The sequence below is a fragment of the Ruegeria sp. AL3 genome (genome assembly GCF_056536065.1).
This window is the reverse complement of the sequence record NZ_JBQFJG010000001.1, coordinates 1,167,501-1,184,767: the sequence shown is the minus strand read 5'-3', so window position 1 is coordinate 1,184,767 and position 17,267 is coordinate 1,167,501. Positions and strand designations below refer to the sequence as shown.

General features: G+C 55.5%; 14 protein-coding genes, 1 tRNA gene and 2 rRNA genes (1 of these 17 only partly in view). 4 read left to right on the top strand and 13 right to left on the bottom strand.

The window, feature by feature from the left end; genetic code table 11:
• Nucleotides 1-8: 8 nt before the first annotated feature.
• From ACR3E6_RS05925 to ACR3E6_RS05905, 5 genes are all read right to left on the bottom strand, one after another.
• Nucleotides 9-875 (bottom strand): polyprenyl synthetase family protein, encoded by an 867-nt coding sequence (locus ACR3E6_RS05925; protein ID WP_210093598.1) that lies wholly within the window; start codon nt 873-875, stop codon nt 9-11.
• A complete protein-coding gene (locus ACR3E6_RS05920; RefSeq protein WP_152459693.1) occupies nt 876-1,118 on the bottom strand; it encodes an exodeoxyribonuclease VII small subunit in 243 nt (80 codons plus the stop codon).
• Entirely contained in the window at nt 1,115-2,041 is a 927-nt protein-coding gene (locus ACR3E6_RS05915) for a histone deacetylase family protein (RefSeq protein ID WP_210093597.1), read from the bottom strand. Before ACR3E6_RS05915 ends, ACR3E6_RS05920 begins: the two co-directional genes overlap by 4 nt.
• Nucleotides 2,042-2,109: 68 nt before the next feature.
• Nucleotides 2,110-2,811: a response regulator gene (locus ACR3E6_RS05910; protein WP_480486269.1), complete on the bottom strand. Its 702-nt coding sequence runs from the start codon at nt 2,809-2,811 to the stop codon at nt 2,110-2,112.
• On the bottom strand, nt 2,808-3,320 hold the full coding sequence (locus ACR3E6_RS05905) for a MarR family winged helix-turn-helix transcriptional regulator (RefSeq protein ID WP_171638426.1): 513 nt from the start codon (nt 3,318-3,320) through the stop codon (nt 2,808-2,810). Before ACR3E6_RS05905 ends, ACR3E6_RS05910 begins: the two co-directional genes overlap by 4 nt.
• 161 nt (nt 3,321-3,481) lie before the next feature.
• Here ACR3E6_RS05905 and ACR3E6_RS05900 point away from each other — a divergent pair, with 161 nt between their 5' ends.
• The 3 genes from ACR3E6_RS05900 to ACR3E6_RS05890 all read left to right on the top strand — a co-directional run bounded on the left by ACR3E6_RS05900 (nt 3,482) and on the right by ACR3E6_RS05890 (nt 5,883).
• Complete coding sequence (locus tag ACR3E6_RS05900; protein WP_480486267.1) at nt 3,482-4,348, top strand: branched-chain amino acid aminotransferase; 867 nt, start codon at nt 3,482-3,484, stop codon at nt 4,346-4,348.
• A 107-nt stretch (nt 4,349-4,455) separates the two neighbouring features.
• Nucleotides 4,456-5,406 carry an AraC family transcriptional regulator gene (locus ACR3E6_RS05895; RefSeq protein WP_480486265.1) on the top strand — a complete coding sequence of 317 codons (951 nt, stop codon included), beginning with the start codon at nt 4,456-4,458 and terminating at the stop codon, nt 5,404-5,406.
• A gap of 111 nt (nt 5,407-5,517) precedes the next feature.
• Nucleotides 5,518-5,883, top strand: coding sequence for an SPW repeat domain-containing protein (locus ACR3E6_RS05890; protein ID WP_152459687.1), 366 nt, complete (start codon nt 5,518-5,520; stop codon nt 5,881-5,883).
• 257 nt (nt 5,884-6,140) lie between these two features.
• Here the strand turns inward: ACR3E6_RS05890 and ACR3E6_RS05885 are convergent, their stop codons facing one another.
• From ACR3E6_RS05885 to ACR3E6_RS05865, 5 genes are all read right to left on the bottom strand, one after another.
• Nucleotides 6,141-7,442: an adenylate/guanylate cyclase domain-containing protein gene (locus ACR3E6_RS05885; RefSeq protein ID WP_171638420.1), complete on the bottom strand. Its 1,302-nt coding sequence runs from the start codon at nt 7,440-7,442 to the stop codon at nt 6,141-6,143.
• 178 nt (nt 7,443-7,620) lie between these two features.
• Entirely contained in the window at nt 7,621-8,811 is a 1,191-nt protein-coding gene (locus ACR3E6_RS05880) for an acyl-CoA dehydratase activase-related protein (RefSeq protein ID WP_480486262.1), read from the bottom strand.
• Nucleotides 8,762-10,897 (bottom strand): BadF/BadG/BcrA/BcrD ATPase family protein, encoded by a 2,136-nt coding sequence (locus ACR3E6_RS05875; RefSeq protein WP_480486260.1) that lies wholly within the window; start codon nt 10,895-10,897, stop codon nt 8,762-8,764. Before ACR3E6_RS05875 ends, ACR3E6_RS05880 begins: the two co-directional genes overlap by 50 nt.
• On the bottom strand, nt 10,894-12,405 hold the full coding sequence (locus ACR3E6_RS05870; protein ID WP_480486258.1) for a hypothetical protein: 1,512 nt from the start codon (nt 12,403-12,405) through the stop codon (nt 10,894-10,896). Before ACR3E6_RS05870 ends, ACR3E6_RS05875 begins: the two co-directional genes overlap by 4 nt.
• A 152-nt stretch (nt 12,406-12,557) precedes the next feature.
• Nucleotides 12,558-14,225, bottom strand: a complete 1,668-nt coding sequence (locus ACR3E6_RS05865; protein ID WP_480486256.1) for an amidohydrolase family protein — start codon at nt 14,223-14,225, stop codon at nt 12,558-12,560.
• Between the two features lie 311 nt (nt 14,226-14,536).
• Between ACR3E6_RS05865 and ACR3E6_RS05860 the strand changes: the two genes are divergently transcribed.
• Nucleotides 14,537-14,830, top strand: coding sequence for a hypothetical protein (locus ACR3E6_RS05860; RefSeq protein WP_171724779.1), 294 nt, complete (start codon nt 14,537-14,539; stop codon nt 14,828-14,830).
• Nucleotides 14,831-14,958: 128 nt separating this feature from the next.
• Here the strand turns inward: ACR3E6_RS05860 and ACR3E6_RS05855 are convergent.
• The 3 genes from ACR3E6_RS05855 to ACR3E6_RS05845 all read right to left on the bottom strand — a co-directional run.
• Nucleotides 14,959-15,035 (bottom strand) — tRNA-Met (locus ACR3E6_RS05855).
• A gap of 115 nt (nt 15,036-15,150) precedes the next feature.
• Nucleotides 15,151-15,265 (bottom strand): 5S ribosomal RNA (gene rrf / locus ACR3E6_RS05850).
• A 187-nt stretch (nt 15,266-15,452) separates the two neighbouring features.
• A 23S ribosomal RNA gene (locus ACR3E6_RS05845) occupies nt 15,453-17,267 on the bottom strand (it continues 1,049 nt past the right edge of the window).

Genomic DNA, 17,267 nt, shown 5'->3' with positions numbered 1-17,267 from the left:
TTCCTGGCTTAGCTGTCCCGGGCAATAACGAAGCGGGCGGCTTCCTTCAAGGTTTCCGCCCTCGGACCAAACCCGTCCAAAGCGGCGCAGGCCTGATCCACAAGTTCACTTGCGCGGGCTTTGGCAGCAGGCAGACCCAAAAGCGAAACAAAAGTGGCTTTCCCTGCCTCGGTATCCTTTTGCAATCGCTTGCCCGCCTTTTGGGCATCGCCTTCGATATCAAGGATGTCATCTGCGATCTGAAAAGCAAGACCCATTGCCCGGGCATATCGGCGCAACGGGTCAGGATCGGATCGGGCCATAACGGCGCCAACGCAGGCAGACCACTCGATCAGGGCGCCCGTCTTGCCGGCCTGAAGACGCGTGATTTCGTCCAGCGTCAGCGGATTGGCGGCCGTTTCCGCCGCAATGTCCAGCGCCTGTCCCAGCACCATACCTTGTGCGCCGCTGGCTTTGGCCAGGGTCAGGGCAAGGTCTGCGCGAATGTCTGCGGACCCAACCTGCGAACAGGTGCAAAGTTCAAAAGCAAGCGTCTGAAGGGCATCCCCGGCCAGAACAGCCGTGCCCTCATCCCACTCTACGTGAACGGTGGGCCGCCCGCGGCGCAGGTCATCGTCATCCATGCAGGGCAGGTCGTCATGCACCAGGGAATAAGCGTGCAGCGCCTCTATGGCCGTGGCCGGCCAGATCGCCCGGTCTTCTTCAACATCGTGCAGTCGGGCACTTTCCAATGCCAGAAACCCGCGCAGCCGCTTTCCGCCTCGGGTGGCATATGCCATGGCCCGGGTTACATCCACATCTGCAAACGCGCCCAAAACCAGATCAAAATGGCTTTGAATGCTGGCAGCATCCTGCGCAAGTCTTTCGGGGAACATTCACATACCTTCGACAGGCGTCGTACCGGTCGGCTGACCACTGGCGTCCAGAGTGATCGCTGCGACTTTTTCTTCCGCGCGCTTCAACTCCTCCTCGCACCGCTTTTTCAGCGCCGCGCCGCGTTCGTACAGCGCAATTGATTGATCCAGCGCGACATCGCCACGTTCCAGCTGGCCGACTACGGCTTCAAGCTCTTTCATCGCCTGTTCGAATGTCATCTGGTCTACGGGAGTCTGGGTCATCGGGCTGCCTTTATCAATTCTTCCACATGGGCGCGTGTGGCCTGGGCCAGTGCGTTCAGATCATACCCGCCTTCCAGAGTCGAGACGATACGACCGTCGCAAACCTCGTCGGCAATCCTGCACAGCTCTGCGGTGATCCAGGCGAAGTCATCAGTGGCCCAGTTCAGATTGGCCAGCGGGTCGTCCTGATGGGCGTCGAACCCGGCGGAAATGATGATCAGTTCCGGCCTGAAGGCCCGCAAGCGCGGAAAGGCCTTCGTTTCATAGGCGGCACGCATCTCGACGCCGCCACTGCCGGGCGCCAGAGGGATGTTGAGAACCGTATCATGAACACCCGTTTCCTCGGGCCGGCCCGATCCGGGCCACAAAGGCATCTGCTGGCTGGTTATCACCAATGCCCGCGCTTCATCCCACAACAGGTCTTGGGTTCCATTGCCGTGATGCACGTCAAAGTCGACCACGGCCACACGATTCAAGCCGTGATGGTCCAGCGCGTGTTTCGCCGCCAATGCTGCATTTCCAAACAGGCAGAAGCCCATGGCCGTTTCGGTTTCCGCATGGTGCCCCGGCGGGCGAATGGCACAGAACGCGTTCGATGCTTCACCGCCCAAAACCAGATCAACGGCCCGCACCGCCGCACCCGCCGCGCGGTATGCTGCGTCCACCGATCCCGGAGACAGGAACGTATCCCCGTCGATCTGGGCGAACCCGTCCGCAGGGCGCGCGGCCCGAATGTCGCGGATATAGCTCTCGGGGTGAATGCGCAGAAGATCGTCATCCGCAGCCAGCGGAGCCGTCACCCGCTTCAGCTCCAGCGCTTCCAATGCATGCAATATATGCTCCAGCCGCGCCACCCGTTCTGGGTGCCCGTCAGGTGTCACATGGCCCAGACAATCGGCGTGGGTCAAAAGGGCGGTTGTCATTGGGATCCCATCTTCATCTGGCTACAAATATCCTCGCCGAAGGCCAAAAAACGCCGCGCAGCGGCATCTCAATCCGGCGCAAGCATATACCCCGCGCCCCGCACAGTCTGCAAATAGCGTGGCTGCTTGGGGTCCTGTTCGATTTTGCGTCGAAGGCGCGTGATTTGCACATCCACCGCGCGCTCCTGCGCCTGACCCTTGTCGCGGCCCAGATCCTCGACCAGCTTGGCGCGGCTGATGGGCTCTCCGGGCTGGGCCGAGAATATCTTCATCAACTGGCTTTCGGTTGCGGTCAGACGGACCGAGTCTTCGCCCTGCCACATCTCACCGCGTTCAATGTCATAGCGGATGGGCCCGAGGTTCAGGATCTTCGCCGCGGATTCTTCTGCCGGTGTCTCCGGCATCCGGCGCAGGATCGCGTTGATCCGCAACAGCAGCTCTTTCGGCTCGAACGGTTTTGCCAGGTAATCATCCGCCCCGGCCTCGAGGCCCGCGATTCGGTGTTCCGTCTCGCCCTTTGCTGTCAGCAGCAGGATCGGTGTCGTATGCGTTTCCCGCAAAGCGCGGGTCAGACTGACACCATCCTCGCCCGGCATCATCACGTCCATGACGATCATGTCGAAATCCAACCCCGACAATACGCGCCGCGCGTGGGCCGCATCCCGTGCCGCAGTAACCAGAAACCCGTTTCGCATCAAAAACTTCTTGAGCAGATCACGAATGCGCTCGTCGTCGTCAACAATCAGCAGATGGGCATCCATATCGCTCATGTGGTCGTATCCCGAAGTTTCGTATAGGCATGACGCATATCAGCATCCATCATTGCTTCAAGCACTTTGCGAAATCCGGCCACGGCTTCGGGACCGGCATCCTTGTAGGCGGCGCGCATTCTTGCCCGCTGAGCATCCGACAACGTGGTTTCCAGCGACTGCCCCTTTTCTGTCAGAAATAGGTGGCGTTCGCGTTTGTCCACTGTACCCACGCGGCTTTCCACCAAACCATCCTCGATCAAGGTTCGCAAAACCCTGTTCAGAGACTGTTTTGTCACGCCAAGGATGGCCAACAAATTGTTGACCGTCGTGCCCGGCGCGCGGTTGATGAAGTGGATTGCCCGGTGGTGGGCGCGGCCATAGGCCATCTCTGCGAGGATGCGGTCGGGATCAGCCGTAAAGCCACGATAGGCGAAGAACATGGCCTCGATCCCCTGCCTCAATTGCTCATCGGTCAAAAACAAAAGGCTCTCGCCCCCATAACGCGGGGCCGGACGGACGTCGGACATATCATGCCTCATTCGTTACTACCGGGGCCGAGTTTATGTCAGCGTTATTGACATTCCAAGAGTAGAGCGGTATCGAATTGCAGTTTTTGCGCAATATTGTGTCCGCACCGGACCTAAATCGCGCAACAATCGAAAACTCAACCCGGTTCAGGAGGTTTCGCATGGCGGGGTATGATGATCGTGATGGCACCATTTGGATGGATGGCAAGCTGGTGCCCTGGCGTGAGGCCAATGTGCACATTCTGACCCACGCAATGCACTATGCGTCATCGGTATTCGAAGGCGAGCGCGCATACAACGGTAAGATCTTCAAAAGCCGCGAACATTCCCAGCGTCTGATCGCCTCGGCCGAAGCGCTGGACATGCCGATGCCTTATTCGGTTGATGAAATCGAAGCTGCGAAGGAAGAAGCGCTGAAAGCCAGCGGTTTGCAGGACGCATATGTGCGGGCGTTGGTCTGGCGTGGCTCGGGCGAGGATATGGGCGTGGCCTCGGCGCGCAATCCGGTGCGCATGGCCATCGCAGTCTGGCCTTGGGGCGCCTATTACGGCGATGCCAAGTTGCAGGGCGCCAAGCTGGACATCGCCGAATGGAAACGCCCCAGCCCGGAAACCATCCCGGTCCATGCCAAGGCGGCGGGTCTTTACATGATTTGCACCATATCCAAGCACAAGGCCGAGGCCAAAGGATGCTCGGACGCATTGTTCATGGACTGGCGCGGTTATGTCGCCGAGGCCACCGGCGCAAACGTGTTTTTCGTCAAGGATGGCGAGGTGCACACCCCGCTGGCAGACTGCTTCCTGAACGGCATCACCCGCCAGACGGTGATCCAGATGTTGAAAGACAAGGGCATCACCGTGCATGAGCGCCGCATCAAGCCCGAAGAAATGGGTGACTTCGAACAGTGCTGGCTGACCGGCACCGCGGCCGAGGTCACGCCTGTCGGACAGATCGGCGAATATACATTCGAGGTCGGCGACCTGACCCGCCAAATCGCCGAAGATTACGAGAAACTGGTTCGCTCGTAAGACATTGCCCCCGCTTTGTCGGGGGCTTTTTGTTGCCAAACGTGCAATTTTTTGTGCAAACCGTTCGGCCATCTGGACGGATTGCACAGATTGCGTATCTTCGGCACATGTTGGACCTTCTCAGCGATATTCTCACCCGCCTTTCCTTGCGCGGCACGTTTTACTTCCGCACGTCATTCACTCCGCCCTTCGGAATTCAGGTGCCGGGGTTCGAAAACGTGGCGCGGTTTCATTTTGTGCAGCGTGGTGAGCTGAAGGTTCATGTCTCGACCACGGGCGAAACGCTGCGGTTGAGGCAAGGGGACCTGATCCTGATCCCCCACGGGGCGCCACACGCATTGCTCTGCGCCGAGGTCAAGCCGTTGGACGCATTGCCTCTGGAGCAGGTGCTGGAGCGCGCGGGCTACTCGGGCGAAGGCGTGCTGGTCTATGGCGGTGATGGCGAGGAACGGGATACACAGCTGATCTGCGGTCATTTCTCTTTTTCCGGCCCGGCCGGCCGAAACGGCACCGGGCATATGCTGATCGACCGCCTGCCGCCCTATATCCTGATCGAGAATTATGGCGAAGAGGCCGGATCGTGGATGGAAGCCACCCTGCGCATGATCGGCTCTGAGGTTTCAGGCGCAAAAATCGGTGGCGACCTGATCGCGCTGAAACTGTCCGAGGCCCTGTTCGCACAGGCGATCCGGGCCTATCTGGAGCGTCAGAGCCCGCAGGATTCCGCATTGGCAGGATTTGCTGATCAGCGCATCTCGCGGGCCTTGACCGCGTTCCACCAGGCCCCGGCCAAGGACTGGAGCGTCGCGTCTTTGGCACGTGTGGCGGGTATGTCGCGCACTGCCTTTGCTCAGCGTTTTGCTGAAAAGATGGACACTACGCCGATGCAGTACCTCACGGATTGGCGGATGCAAATCGCGTGCCACGGCCTGACCGAGGCAAGATGGAACGTTGCAGATGCAGCGGCCGAGGTCGGGTATGCCTCCGAGGCGGCTTTCTCACGCGTGTTCAAGAAACAGGTTGGGCTGTCACCGGCTGCGTACCGGGCGATGCATTGATCCCCCAGGTTTTTTGAACGATCTGCATGGTATTAGAGACGATCAGGAATTCAGCGTTCGGCTTGGGCGTCCTACCTTCCCTTTATCATTGATTGAGAAAAGGAAGATCTGATGTCCCTGCGTTTCGTTACCCGCTCTGTCCATGCTTACCTCGACTACCCCGTCGCCATTGCCCTCATGACGTTGCCGTTCCTGTTGGGATTGGGCCAATCCAACCCCCTGGCCCTGTGGCTGTCGGTTGTCACCGGTGTTGCTGCGTTTGTTCTGACGGTACTGACGGATCACCACCTTGGGATTTGGCGGGTCCTTCCCTACAAGTTCCATCTGGCCGTAGACTTGATTGTCGGCATCACATTCCTGTTTGCACCCAGCGTCCTGGGGTTCTCAGGACTGGATGCGGTGTTTTATTGGCTGAACGGCGCGGCCGTGGTGCTTGTCATCTCGCTCAGCGCGCCCGAGCAGGAAGTTGCCGCATAAAACCGCTGACCACGGTTGTCCCAGTTTCACCGTAAAGCGCCAAGGTCCGAGCCGCCGGGGTTTTCATCCGGCGGCTCGTTTTTGAAAAAGCGGCCGGGCTTCAAAGGAACGCTCTCACTGTCACAACAGGCCATCCGGCTGCGGCTCGCAGCTGCCTCCGCGTGATCTGTTGTTTCAACTGACCCAGGTTCGCCCCATTCCAGTCACTGATTGAACCCGCACTGACATTGGCACGTTTCACCGAGAAGATAAGGTTTTCAGCCTTTGATGAGCCGCTCGGACGAGTGTGACGTTGCAGGTTTGTCGTGGACCTTCAGCAGCCAATACGGTTGGATTTCGCCATTTCCCTTGATATTGATAACCTCTCGTCTCTCGCAATCTACATATTCGGCTATCTCGTCTCTTACTTCGGGTGAGATTTGAACGCGCCCGGGTTCTCCGGTGCTTTCCATTCTTGAGGCGATGTTGACTGTATCACCCCAAACGTCAAAAAACGGTTTGTCGCCGCCGATTACACCTGCGATTACCGGGCCTTTGTGAATTCCGACCCGCAGGGACACCTTTGGATGCAGTTTGTCTGTCACCTGCTCGACCGTCGCAATCATATCAATCGCCAACGCCGCCATGCGAACAGAATCCGGTTGCCTCTCTTTGACCGAGGGGTCCAAACCACCTGCAACCATGTAACTGTCACCGATGGTTTTGATTTTCTCCAGCTTGTAGCTCAAAACCAGTTCATCGAATGCTGAGAACACGGAGCCCAGCAATTTGACCGTCGCCCTTGCCCCATTGGCGGCCGCGAATTCAGAAAATCCAGACAAATCAGAAAACAGAATTGTGGCGTCATCAATTCTTTCAGCGATTAACCTGTCCGGGTGCGCTTTGATGCGCCTTGCAATGCGCGAAGGCAAAAGAACATTTATCAGCCGCTCGGAAACAGCAAATTCCCTTTCCAAAGCATCTTCGTATCGATCTATTGCGGCATTTGCAGAATAGGAGGTGAAAAAAAGCGCCGAGACGATTCCCAAAATCAACACAATGAAAATAACATCCTGAGGTTGCCTTACAAATCCGTCCCGATATGACTGCGCAATAATATCCCAAATCGTTTCGCCGGGCGGTATATGCAAAGGAACGACAAGCGATATGTAAATAAACAAAGCTGCGCTGAGAATCGTTATCAAAGTGATCCAGCGCCAATATGCGGCCCCCAGAAAATAAAAAAGCAAGGGCGGGCCAACAAGCAAGACCAGATGATCTTCACCGTTTTTGCCGACACTGATGTCATGGGCCAGAAACAGGAATAACCACACTGTAAAATAAGCGACTTTGACCTCAAGGCCGAAGCGATCCAACGTCATCGTCAAAAGTGCCGCGAAGCCAAGACCAAAGTTTACCCATGCGAGATATCTCCAGTCTGGTCCAAGTTGGAACTGGTAGAAAGCTGTGAAACCGAACCCAAGCGACGCAATAAAGGCTGCAACGTTAACAACCTGCATTTTTCGTCTTATTTTTCCATCGTCGATCGGATTTTCAGAGTCCACAATGTGTTTCAGCAAAGCATCGCCCCCGCGCCAGCTCTATGCAAAATATCCCTCAAATCCCTTTCTTAGTCGATAAGCCACAGGTTGTTTGTTCAGAAGCTACTTTCGCGTCCCGACGCCAACACAGCCTAAACCGCTTTTGGCCTCGCGCCCGCAAACGGGTGCCGTACTGCCCTGAAAATCGGCCGTTGGATCAAGTTGGCAACAACAATTCAGGTGGTGCTGTTTTCAGGGCCTCCAGTTTGCTCTGAATGATATTTGGCGATTTCTGTTCCAGATAGTAAGCAATGGTTTCCACGCGAATTCGGACAGAGCCGGCAGGTTTCGTCTCATCGAGATCCTGAAACACAAAGAAAAGCGTTCCAAGCGCTTCGGTAATTTCCTGGACTGGTGAATAAGTCGGCTGGTCCATTCCGCATTCATAGCTTGAAAACCGGATTGAACAGGTTATCCACGGCATAATAGATCCATAGCGTGCAGCCCAAAGAAGTTCGTTGGTGTTTGCACTGTGAGACGTTTTCCAAATATCCGAAATGTCAAAAGGGCTTTGAATTCGGCCAGCTTTGATCAGATCGCCGTATAACCAATCCAGTATCTCTGCGTCCAATGGCAGGTACTGACCCCAGAGGATCGGGTAACCAAAGGCCTGCAACTCATTTTCAATGGCGTGGCCAATTCCGGTGTCCATGTGGTAGGGGCGGCCCAAGGCCAGGATGCAAGGCCGATGTTGTGTGGCGCACTCGGACAGTACCGCCAGACTTTGCCGCCGCAGACTCTGATCAAACTCTTGAAGGGCGTCATAAGCTTTGGAAACCGCAGCGCGCAGTTCAGCCAAGCGCAAGTCGGTGATTACGCCCTTCAGGGCATCGTACAGCTGCCGGGTCGCAATTTGTGGGTCTGCCAAGGATACGGCGGGCGAAAGATAATGTACGCCCACTTCCTTGAACACGTCCTTTTCCCGCCGAAATCCGGCTCGTGTACTTTCGGGGCCGGCAATAACGCGCGGGCAGGCCATGTTTTCCCGAACATGACCCCGCAAAAAGGATGGGACAGTCAGGATTATGGGAACGAACAGGATATCAATGGGGCGCTTTTGCCCGTCCAGCAATTCACCATAATGGCCGGACATGCACTTGACGGGGTAACAGCAATCAACAGCACCACGCCCTTTTCCGAATTTCAGCTGTTGTGCTTCTGATGTGTCCGACGAATAGACGATATTGCGGCGATTGATTCCCAGTTCAACGAACAATGTCGTCCAAAACCTGTGCGTCGACCACTGGTTCAGGACCCGAGGGATGCCGATCCGAAAATCCCGCTTGGGTGGTTTGGACTTAGCGAAAGGCGCCTTCGCGAACGCTTTCTGCAATATTTGGATTGGCATTCGCTTCCTCGTCGATTTGCTTTTTTCGCGCTTTCATCTCGGCTGCGTCTTCAATCAACCCTTTCGAGCAAGAATTGCCGGTAATCACCCGCTCCCACCCTTCCGCCAGAGGAACCTTGCTGTTTGCCCGGCCACGACCGCCGGGGATCTGAACATCCACAAAGGCCCGGCTACAGTTCATCGCACACCACTTGCAGGTGGTTTTGCTGTTGGTTGTACTGACATATTCCAACTCTTCGATGCGGTCGTGCCCGACGAAGCGGGACGTTTGCCCGGTGTTCACATGTTCGAGCGCCAGAAGGGCGGCGCCCAAAGCGCCAGCCTCGCCAGCATGAGGGTGCACGGTAATTTCCGCGTCAGGAATTTTACCCCTGATGAAATCGATCTGGGCTTTGACGACGGCCAGGTTTCGATGTGTTCCACCTTGCAGAACAAACTTCCTGCCGATGGCCTTGAGGTTCTGAAACTGCCCGGCATAGACCCAAACATTCAGGGGCAGGACCGCAGCAAGGCTTGCCATGATTTCTTCTGCCGCCCACCCTTTGCGTTGCTGGTTCACGATGTCGGACTGAAGGAACACGCCGCACCCCATCATGAGTTTCGGCATCCGCTTGGCGCTGAAGGCTTTTTCGGCGTAATCCTCAAGCCGGACATCATAGCGTTCGGCAACGCCTTGAAGAAACGCCCCATTGCCGGAAGAACATTGGGAATTGAGCCGAAAATCGACGACCGCTTTCTGCCGCAACAGCATGATTTTGACATCGGTCCCACCGACGTCGCATATCGCGTCTGCGTCGGGATGTATGTGCATGGCAGCAGCCGCATGTGCGACCGTCTCAACCACTGGCACGTCCGCCCCCAAAATATCCTTCAGCAGATCTTTCCCGTACCCCGTTAGGCCAAGAGCGCCGATATCCTCGATCCCTGCATCGCGCAACTTGCGGAAAACGGACTTGGCGTCTTCGATCGGGTTTCCCTGACTATGCTGATAAACCGAAGCCTTAATTTCAGCGTCGCAGTCCAACGCCACCGCCTTGACCGTAGTGCTGCCGAAATCGCACCCGACATAATATGTCTCGGCCACAACGGGCTGGGGCATCTGGATCACTGGTTGCGTAAAATCCTCCAGGAACCGGACGAGTTCACCGTTCCGGGCCAAGGCCTCTTGCCCGGTCTTGGCCTTTTCACCGTGTTGGCCTGTTTCCACCCACCATTTCAGGCCATCCGTGCCGGAATAGGCCCGGGATACATTTTGTTCCCGACGAGATATCTCGACGCAACCAAGGCTTGCATAGTACAAGGCATCGCCGGGAACCAGGATTGCATCGGTGACGCTCTGTCCTGCTTCCAATACGACATTGCGCTCGTCCCAGAGCGCGGCCAAATGGCTTGCCCAAGCCTGCTGAAGACCTTGAAAGAACATGTTCGGCCCACCCAGCAAAAGCACTGATGGTGTGGGGGTGTTGCCTTTTGTCAAAGTCGCCAGGTTCTGCCGCACGACTGCGTCAAACAAGCTTGCTATGATTTCGGTCTTGGGAACTCCGGCCTTGACCAGACTGTTTGCGTCCGTCTCTGCAAAGATCCCACATTTGGCGCTGATCCGATGAAGGGTTTGTCCATCGAATGGCAGAGTGGTCAGCTCGTCCGGGGAGATGTTCAGTTTTCGTGCGGACTTTTCGATAAAGGTGCCCGTACCGCCGCTGCACGCTGATTGCATATAGACCTGCTTGGCCTTGCCTGCGGTAGTTGGCGTGAAGAACAACGTCTTCATGTCTTCACCGCCAATTTCAGACACGAAATGCACATCCGGATGCAACGCTTCGACGGCGGCGGCGACGGCGACTACTTCCTGGATTTGCCGCGCGTTCACATGATCTGCCAGTGTCCCTGCCCCGGATCCTGTAAACGTGACGACATCGCGACCGGCGGTCAGGCCGGCCTCCAGCTCCATCTGCGACAGCAGTTCAAGGGTTTTCTCGGCCTGGCGTGTTTTGTGACGACCATAGGCTTTCCAGATGACTTCGCCATCTTCCACCACGACGCCTTTTACAGTTGTCGATCCAATATCTACCCCAGCGAATTTCACAACGTGGCATTTCCCAGCTCAAGCACGACATTGGATGCCGTACCCACGGCGCCGCGATGGGGAACTTTCCAAAATGGCGTGTTGACCTTGGGATGCTCTTTGGCGCGCTTTCTGGCCTCGTCCGCAGTCAACCCGGCGGCGGCAAGAGCAGATTCAAATTCCTCCTGCGCGCGGATCTTGGCGTCTGCCAGCACCATCTGGCACCGCGACAAAGCGTGTACGTCGCTGTCCCCTTTTACCTCGATTGGGGCATAGAGCATGTCCGGATACCGGCCCTGTACGGCCGCCATTGCGCCGATGCTCATTGTGTTGGGAAGGCAGCCATAGGGCGACAGCTCGCAAATCATATGTGCCTTTCGCTGGGTATGCGCCCAGATCGCCTTGGCGATCAGCAAATCACCTTCACCCCCGTTGATCATGTTGTCAAAAAAAGGAGCCGCCAGTTTCCGCAGCTTGTCCTGATCGGGCATCGGACGGGGAACGCCCCCAAGCATCCGGCGCATCTGATCGTATTTGAACCTGAAAAAGCGCTGCCCAAGTTTCAACAGAACATAGTTCTGACGCGCTTTGTCTTTAATCCCGAAGCCCAGCTTGAGCTTTTGCCCGCCATACCGCATCAGGTAATCGAACCATACGACCATCGGCGCCGGCTGAACTTCGGCGCCTTCGCCTTCAAGCCATTTGTGCATATTGTAGTTCTGCACCCCTTCGGCGGTGGCCAGATAGAACTCGCCGGTGATCTTGACCATGGGCTTGACCCTCAATCGATCAAGCTGGATGTCTTCAAAATGGCCGCGCGCACGCCTCATGGCCTTCAGGAAGCGTCTGGTCGTCGCATGCCACAGGACTGATCCCCATTTCGGCATGTGTTTCGGCCTGCTCAACATGACGTCGTATATCTCGGAAACCGCCTTCTGAGCCGCCCGGTTGGTCGCTCCTTGCTCTAGCTCATAGGGTCGCAGCTGGTATTCCAGATCCTGAATGGCATCCGCAGCCATCATGCCCAAGGCCGTGCTCAGCAGCAGGTGAATGTCAGTCTGCAAACCGGCGTCTTTGCCTTTCGACTGATCGATTTCATGCTGCTGAACCAGGAACATCCTGAACGCCTCGAGCCCCAGGTTCTTCAGCGCAAGCTCATAGCTTTGGTGATATTGACCGAAACGGCAGGCTCCGCAGGCCCCGGCGGTCACATAAACATATTTTTCGGCCACTTCGTCAGCCCCGATGGCCTCGGCTTCGTTTCTGAGGAAACTCGACAAGTTGCCCGTCGTGAAAGCTGTGGGGCAGCACTGTCCGACATCCGCCAGTTCACGTCCCAGGTACAAGTCTTCAACTGTCACATCAGGCAGGCGCTGCGCATTGTAGCCCGCGCTTTTGAACAGGCCTTCCAGCAGTTTTTCGGCGCGCCACGTAACCCCACCAAACAACAGGGTGACATCCTTGCGCTGATCCGCAGTAAAAGGACGAGGTTCGTAAGCCCTATAAGACTCTTCCAAAATACGACTCATAAAAATACCCCCCAACCAACATAACATGTATTTACAATGCACAATATATTATTCAGAGATCGCCTCAGGTATTGGGAGTCCGTGTGAAACAGGACCATCGGAAATTCAGGTTTTCTTAGACGCCGGTCAGGCACTCTCAGCCTGGAAATCCATCAAATACCCAGGAATTTTTTTGCATTTCCTTCAAAGAAGTTAGGTGCACAAGGACTGATCTGTGGATCGCTGAAGAACTTGTCAAATTCGATCAGGTATTCACGGGTTCTGCCGACCATCAGGGGCATCGCCCAATCCGTTCCAAAACACACTTTGTCCCGGAAATGGTGCGGTGCGTTCTTGGTTCTCTTGGCCACTAGTACTGATTTCAATCGCTGAAATATCTTTGGCTTGAGCTTTGAATCCAGAATTCCCAAAAAATGACCCAAGCCAAGATAGACATTGTCGAATTCCTCAACCAAGCGAATAGCACGATAGGCAAATGTTTGGTCAAAATTGTTGGTTGCTGCCCATCCCATCCAATCTACTTCTTTTGCGCCACCACCATGAGCCAGGAACAACCAAAGGTCCTGGGCATTGTGGGTCTCCATCGCGTGCTTCCACAACTCTGGATCGGAATAGACGCCGTAACCTTTCTCCACCTCAAACCCCATCGGGCTGCAATGGGCAAACAAACGCAGGTTGTGGCTGGAGAAATGGCGAATGATGTCACCCATCTTGGCCTGTGCCATCGGGTAGGGCGCAGGGTTCTGCGCTTTTTCTTTGTACTTGTCCAGACTTCGCCCAGGGGCGACCGGGGTCTGGTAGCCGCGCATATCGATCGGCCGGATCCCCAAGGGCGGATAGATTTTGTATCCCGTTATCCCTAGTGCAACGCCTGAATCGACAATCTGTTTCCAGTTCCCGCCTCGAAACGGGTCAACTGCCCCAAAATTGATCAATTCATTCGGGTTCTCAGCTGCGAGTGACTGCATCCGGTCCATTTGTTCGGTGAAGTCAAAATACGGCGGTAGGAATCCGGGCATCCAAAATTCCTTGAGCTTGTCGAAGGCACGGCGCATATCCAGCAGGATACCCACGAAAAGGCTGGCTTCCGGGTCGCTCGGCTGACCATCCTTCTTGAAATCCCTCTTGAGCGCTTTGAACCGGTTTCGCTCGGACAAGGTCATGATGACAAAGAATTCAAGAAACTGAAAGATAATGCCGATTTGACCGATTGGAATGCGGACGGCACGAAAGCCGGCATCAGATCCAGGTTTGTACAACTCACCCGGCTGCATGTGTTCAGCTTCATGAAAGAAATCTCTTTCTGCCGCTTTTTGACCAGCGGTCCTGAAGGCCTCGGCCAGAAAACGGTCCAGCAAATCAGGGTCCGTGCCACTGTCTCCAAAGACGGACCTTTCAGAAATTCTGTCGCCGCCCACAAGCTGAACACCTATCGGGAGGTCGCCGGCCCCTGAATAGTTGATATCATGGTCAATATCGTTCAGGGCTCGGATCAGCTCCTCTATATCCTTCCAATCTTGGTGGCTGGGGTTGGGTGTCGATTGATACTCTCTGATCTTCTCGCGAACTGGATGTGCAATGGCCCGCATAAGCCGGTCCACATCGTGATCGAGCAACGCGTCGATCAAATCGTCCTGGTCAGGTTCTTCCGTCGCGAGTTTGCTGAAGTCACTCATGCGGGTCAAACGAACCGCCAGAAAGGCCAACCCAAGCGAAAACCAATACAGTGAAGTGAACGAGTAGAAGATACTGTGCAACGGTAAATATCGCGCCGTGAACAGGTGGGTGTGCATGTCAATAAAGGTGTTTTTGTCAGTCATATTTTTGGCTCCACGAAATAAAATTCAGCCGGGAATTTTCTGTTTTCGTATGACTTTGCTGTCAGAAACCGGAAATGGCTTTTGGCCTTAATCTGCTGAGTTTAAGGTTTTTCGAAAATTTTTGCAATTTTCAGCCCCGGCAACCCGCTTCACCAAATCCAAGTTGAGCAGGGCATTTTGCGGTCAGTCCATGTGAGGTGTTGGCAGAGTTCTCAACACCTTTACCGCATCCGGCCATCGCCGATTGGTCCGCTATCGCATGGGAGATGTAGAAGCGTTCGAGATCGCGCGTCTTCAGGAGGTGGTTGCAAATGACTGGTAACTGGAAGCCCATCGAATTTGCGGGCATTGCTGCACTGGCCCGGATCAATCTGCAAACTCTACTGGCCGAATGGTTGCCAGATGGCCGGATCATCGGGAGCGAATGGGTGGCGCCGAATCCCACCCGCGCAGATCGGTCGCGGGGTTCGTTTCGGATCAATCTCGACAGCGGACTGTGGGCAGACTTTGCGACGGGTGAAAAAGGCGGGGATGCCATCAGCCTTTTTGCCTATCTGAACGAGGTGCAGCAAGGTAGACCACACGTGCGCTGGCTCGGCGCCTAGCCTTTGTTGCACATTCACCACAGGACGACTCCGCTCCTGATGCTTCCACAGTGCTTCCAGTGGGGTTGGCACAAATTGCAACATCGCCTTGAGGCGGTGCGTAACATACTGTTTTATGTAGGTAATATTGGTTGCGGGAGTAGGATTTGAACCTACGACCTTCAGGTTATGAGCCTGACGAGCTACCGGGCTGCTCCATCCCGCGACAGTTTTTGTGACCTAGCGCTTACGCTAGTTGAGGTCTTTGGTTGGCCTATCGCTTGCGCTATTTGAGGCCGGGTATTGTGTCATCGTGTTAGAGAGATATGGGCTTTTTCTAGGTTTGGCGGTGACCTACTCTCCCGGGGCTTAAGCCCAAGTACCATTGGCGCGGCAGTGCTTAACTTCCGGGTTCGGGATGGGACCGGGTGTTTCACTTGCGCTATGACCACCAAACCGAGGAAAAGCCCATGTCGACTTTTTGCGGAGCAAGAAAGCGACGGTTGGCAGGCAGCGTATTCGCTTGCGAATGCGCGGTGCCACTCGGTTATATAATCAACCAACATCGCGGCTTGGCGCTGCGACGCTGTCCATAATCAAGGTCAGTGTATGCTTTTGGTGATTTGTCTTTCCATTACTGGATCAAATCAAGCCTATCGGGCGATTAGTACCGGTCAACTGAACGCATTGCTGCGCTTACATCTCCGGCCTATTGACGTGGTGGTCTTCCACGGCCCTCAGGGAGACCTTGTTTTGAGGGGGGCTTCCCGCTTAGATGCCTTCAGCGGTTATCCTGTCCGATCATAGCTACCCAGCACTGCCGTTGGCACGACAACTGGTCCACCAGTGGATCGTTCACCCCGGTCCTCTCGTACTAGGGGCAACTCCTCTCAAGTCTCCTACACCCACGGCAGATAGGGACCGAACTGTCTCACGACGTTCTAAACCCAGCTCACGTACCTCTTTAAACGGCGAACAGCCGTACCCTTGGGACCTGCTCCAGCCCCAGGATGAGATGAGCCGACATCGAGGTGCCAAACACTGCCGTCGATATGGACTCTTGGGCAGTATCAGCCTGTTATCCCCGGCGTACCTTTTATCCGTTGAGCGATGGCCCTTCCACTCGGGACCACCGGATCACTATGGCCGTCTTTCGACTCTGCTCGACTTGTCAGTCTTGCAGTCAGGCTGGCTTCTGCCATTGCACTCAACGAGCGATTTCCGACCGCTCTGAGCCAACCTTCGCGCGCCTCCGTTACGCTTTAGGAGGCGACCGCCCCAGTCAAACTACCCGCCACGCAGGGTCCCGGATCCGGATAACGGACCGCGGTTAGACATCAAGAGTGCGAAGGGTGGTATCTCAAGGGAGGCTCCACAGGTACTTGCGTTCCTGCTTCAAAGCCTACCACCTATCCTGCACATCACAATCCTGATGCCAGTGCGAAGCTGTAGTAAAGGTGCACGGGGTCTTTCCGTCTAACCGCGGGAAGCCTGCATCTTGACAGGCAATTCAATTTCGCTGAGTCGATGTTGGAGACAGCGGGGAAGTCGTTACGCCATTCGTGCAGGTCGGAACTTACCCGACAAGGAATTTCGCTACCTTAGGACCGTTATAGTTACGGCCGCCGTTTACCTGGGCTTCAATTCAAGGCTCTCACCTCTCCTTTTAACCTTCAGGCACCGGGCAGGCGTCAGACCCTATACGTCGTCTTGCGACTTCGCAGAGCCCTGTGTTTTTAATAAACAGTCGCCACCCCCTGGTTTGTGCCCCCAGCCCCTAGTTGCCTAGGAACCGGGCCTCCTTCTCGCGAACTTACGGAGGTATTTTGCCGAGTTCCTTCAACATCGTTCTCTCAAGCGCCTTGGTATGCTCTACCAGTCCACCTGTGTCGGTTTAGGGTACGGTCTGATGGAGGGCTATTTCAGGAACCACTCAGCAGCCCAATCAATCCGATAAGATTGAACTACACCTGTGATCCGTCACATCCTCCTGGCCTAGGAATATTAACCTAGTTCCCATCGCCTACGCCTTTCGGCCTCGGCTTAGGGGCCGGCTTACCCTGCTCAGATTAGCTTTAAGCAGGAACCCTTGGACTTTCGGCGAGAGTGTCTCTCACACTCTTTGTCGCTACTCATGTCATCATTCTCACTAGTGATCTCTCCACCGGATCCCTCACAGGCCGGCTTCATCGAAAGAACTCTATCCTGCGCTACCGCCTATTCGGCTACTTGAGCGCGATTACTCGCGCCACATAACCGGCGGCAATACAGGATGAGTTCTATGTCACACTACGCTCTGCTACCATGCCTTACGGCATCCTAAGCTTCGGCTCATGGCTTGAGCCCCGTTACATCTTCGCCGCAGGACAACTTGTTTAGACCAGTGAGCTGTTACGCTATCTTTAAAGGATGGCTGCTTCTAAGCCAACCTCCTGGTTGTTTTGGTCGTCCCACCTGC

What these genes read in the sequence shown, in the direction of transcription:
- ACR3E6_RS05890 (WP_152459687.1), top strand. Translation starts at nt 5,518, where the DNA reads ATGTCCCTGCGTTTCGTTACCCGCTCTGTCCATGCTTACCTCGACTAC.
- ACR3E6_RS05925 (WP_210093598.1), bottom strand. Translation starts at nt 875, where the DNA reads ATGTTCCCCGAAAGACTTGCGCAGGATGCTGCCAGCATTCAAAGCCAT.
- ACR3E6_RS05920 (WP_152459693.1), bottom strand. Translation starts at nt 1,118, where the DNA reads ATGACCCAGACTCCCGTAGACCAGATGACATTCGAACAGGCGATGAAA.
- ACR3E6_RS05915 (WP_210093597.1), bottom strand. Translation starts at nt 2,041, where the DNA reads ATGACAACCGCCCTTTTGACCCACGCCGATTGTCTGGGCCATGTGACA.
- ACR3E6_RS05895 (WP_480486265.1), top strand. Translation starts at nt 4,456, where the DNA reads ATGTTGGACCTTCTCAGCGATATTCTCACCCGCCTTTCCTTGCGCGGC.
- ACR3E6_RS05865 (WP_480486256.1), bottom strand. Translation starts at nt 14,225, where the DNA reads ATGACTGACAAAAACACCTTTATTGACATGCACACCCACCTGTTCACG.
- ACR3E6_RS05910 (WP_480486269.1), bottom strand. Translation starts at nt 2,811, where the DNA reads ATGAGCGATATGGATGCCCATCTGCTGATTGTTGACGACGACGAGCGC.
- ACR3E6_RS05905 (WP_171638426.1), bottom strand. Translation starts at nt 3,320, where the DNA reads ATGTCCGACGTCCGTCCGGCCCCGCGTTATGGGGGCGAGAGCCTTTTG.
- ACR3E6_RS05870 (WP_480486258.1), bottom strand. Translation starts at nt 12,405, where the DNA reads ATGAGTCGTATTTTGGAAGAGTCTTATAGGGCTTACGAACCTCGTCCT.
- ACR3E6_RS05880 (WP_480486262.1), bottom strand. Translation starts at nt 8,811, where the DNA reads ATGCCAATCCAAATATTGCAGAAAGCGTTCGCGAAGGCGCCTTTCGCT.
- ACR3E6_RS05900 (WP_480486267.1), top strand. Translation starts at nt 3,482, where the DNA reads ATGGCGGGGTATGATGATCGTGATGGCACCATTTGGATGGATGGCAAG.
- ACR3E6_RS05860 (WP_171724779.1), top strand. Translation starts at nt 14,537, where the DNA reads ATGACTGGTAACTGGAAGCCCATCGAATTTGCGGGCATTGCTGCACTG.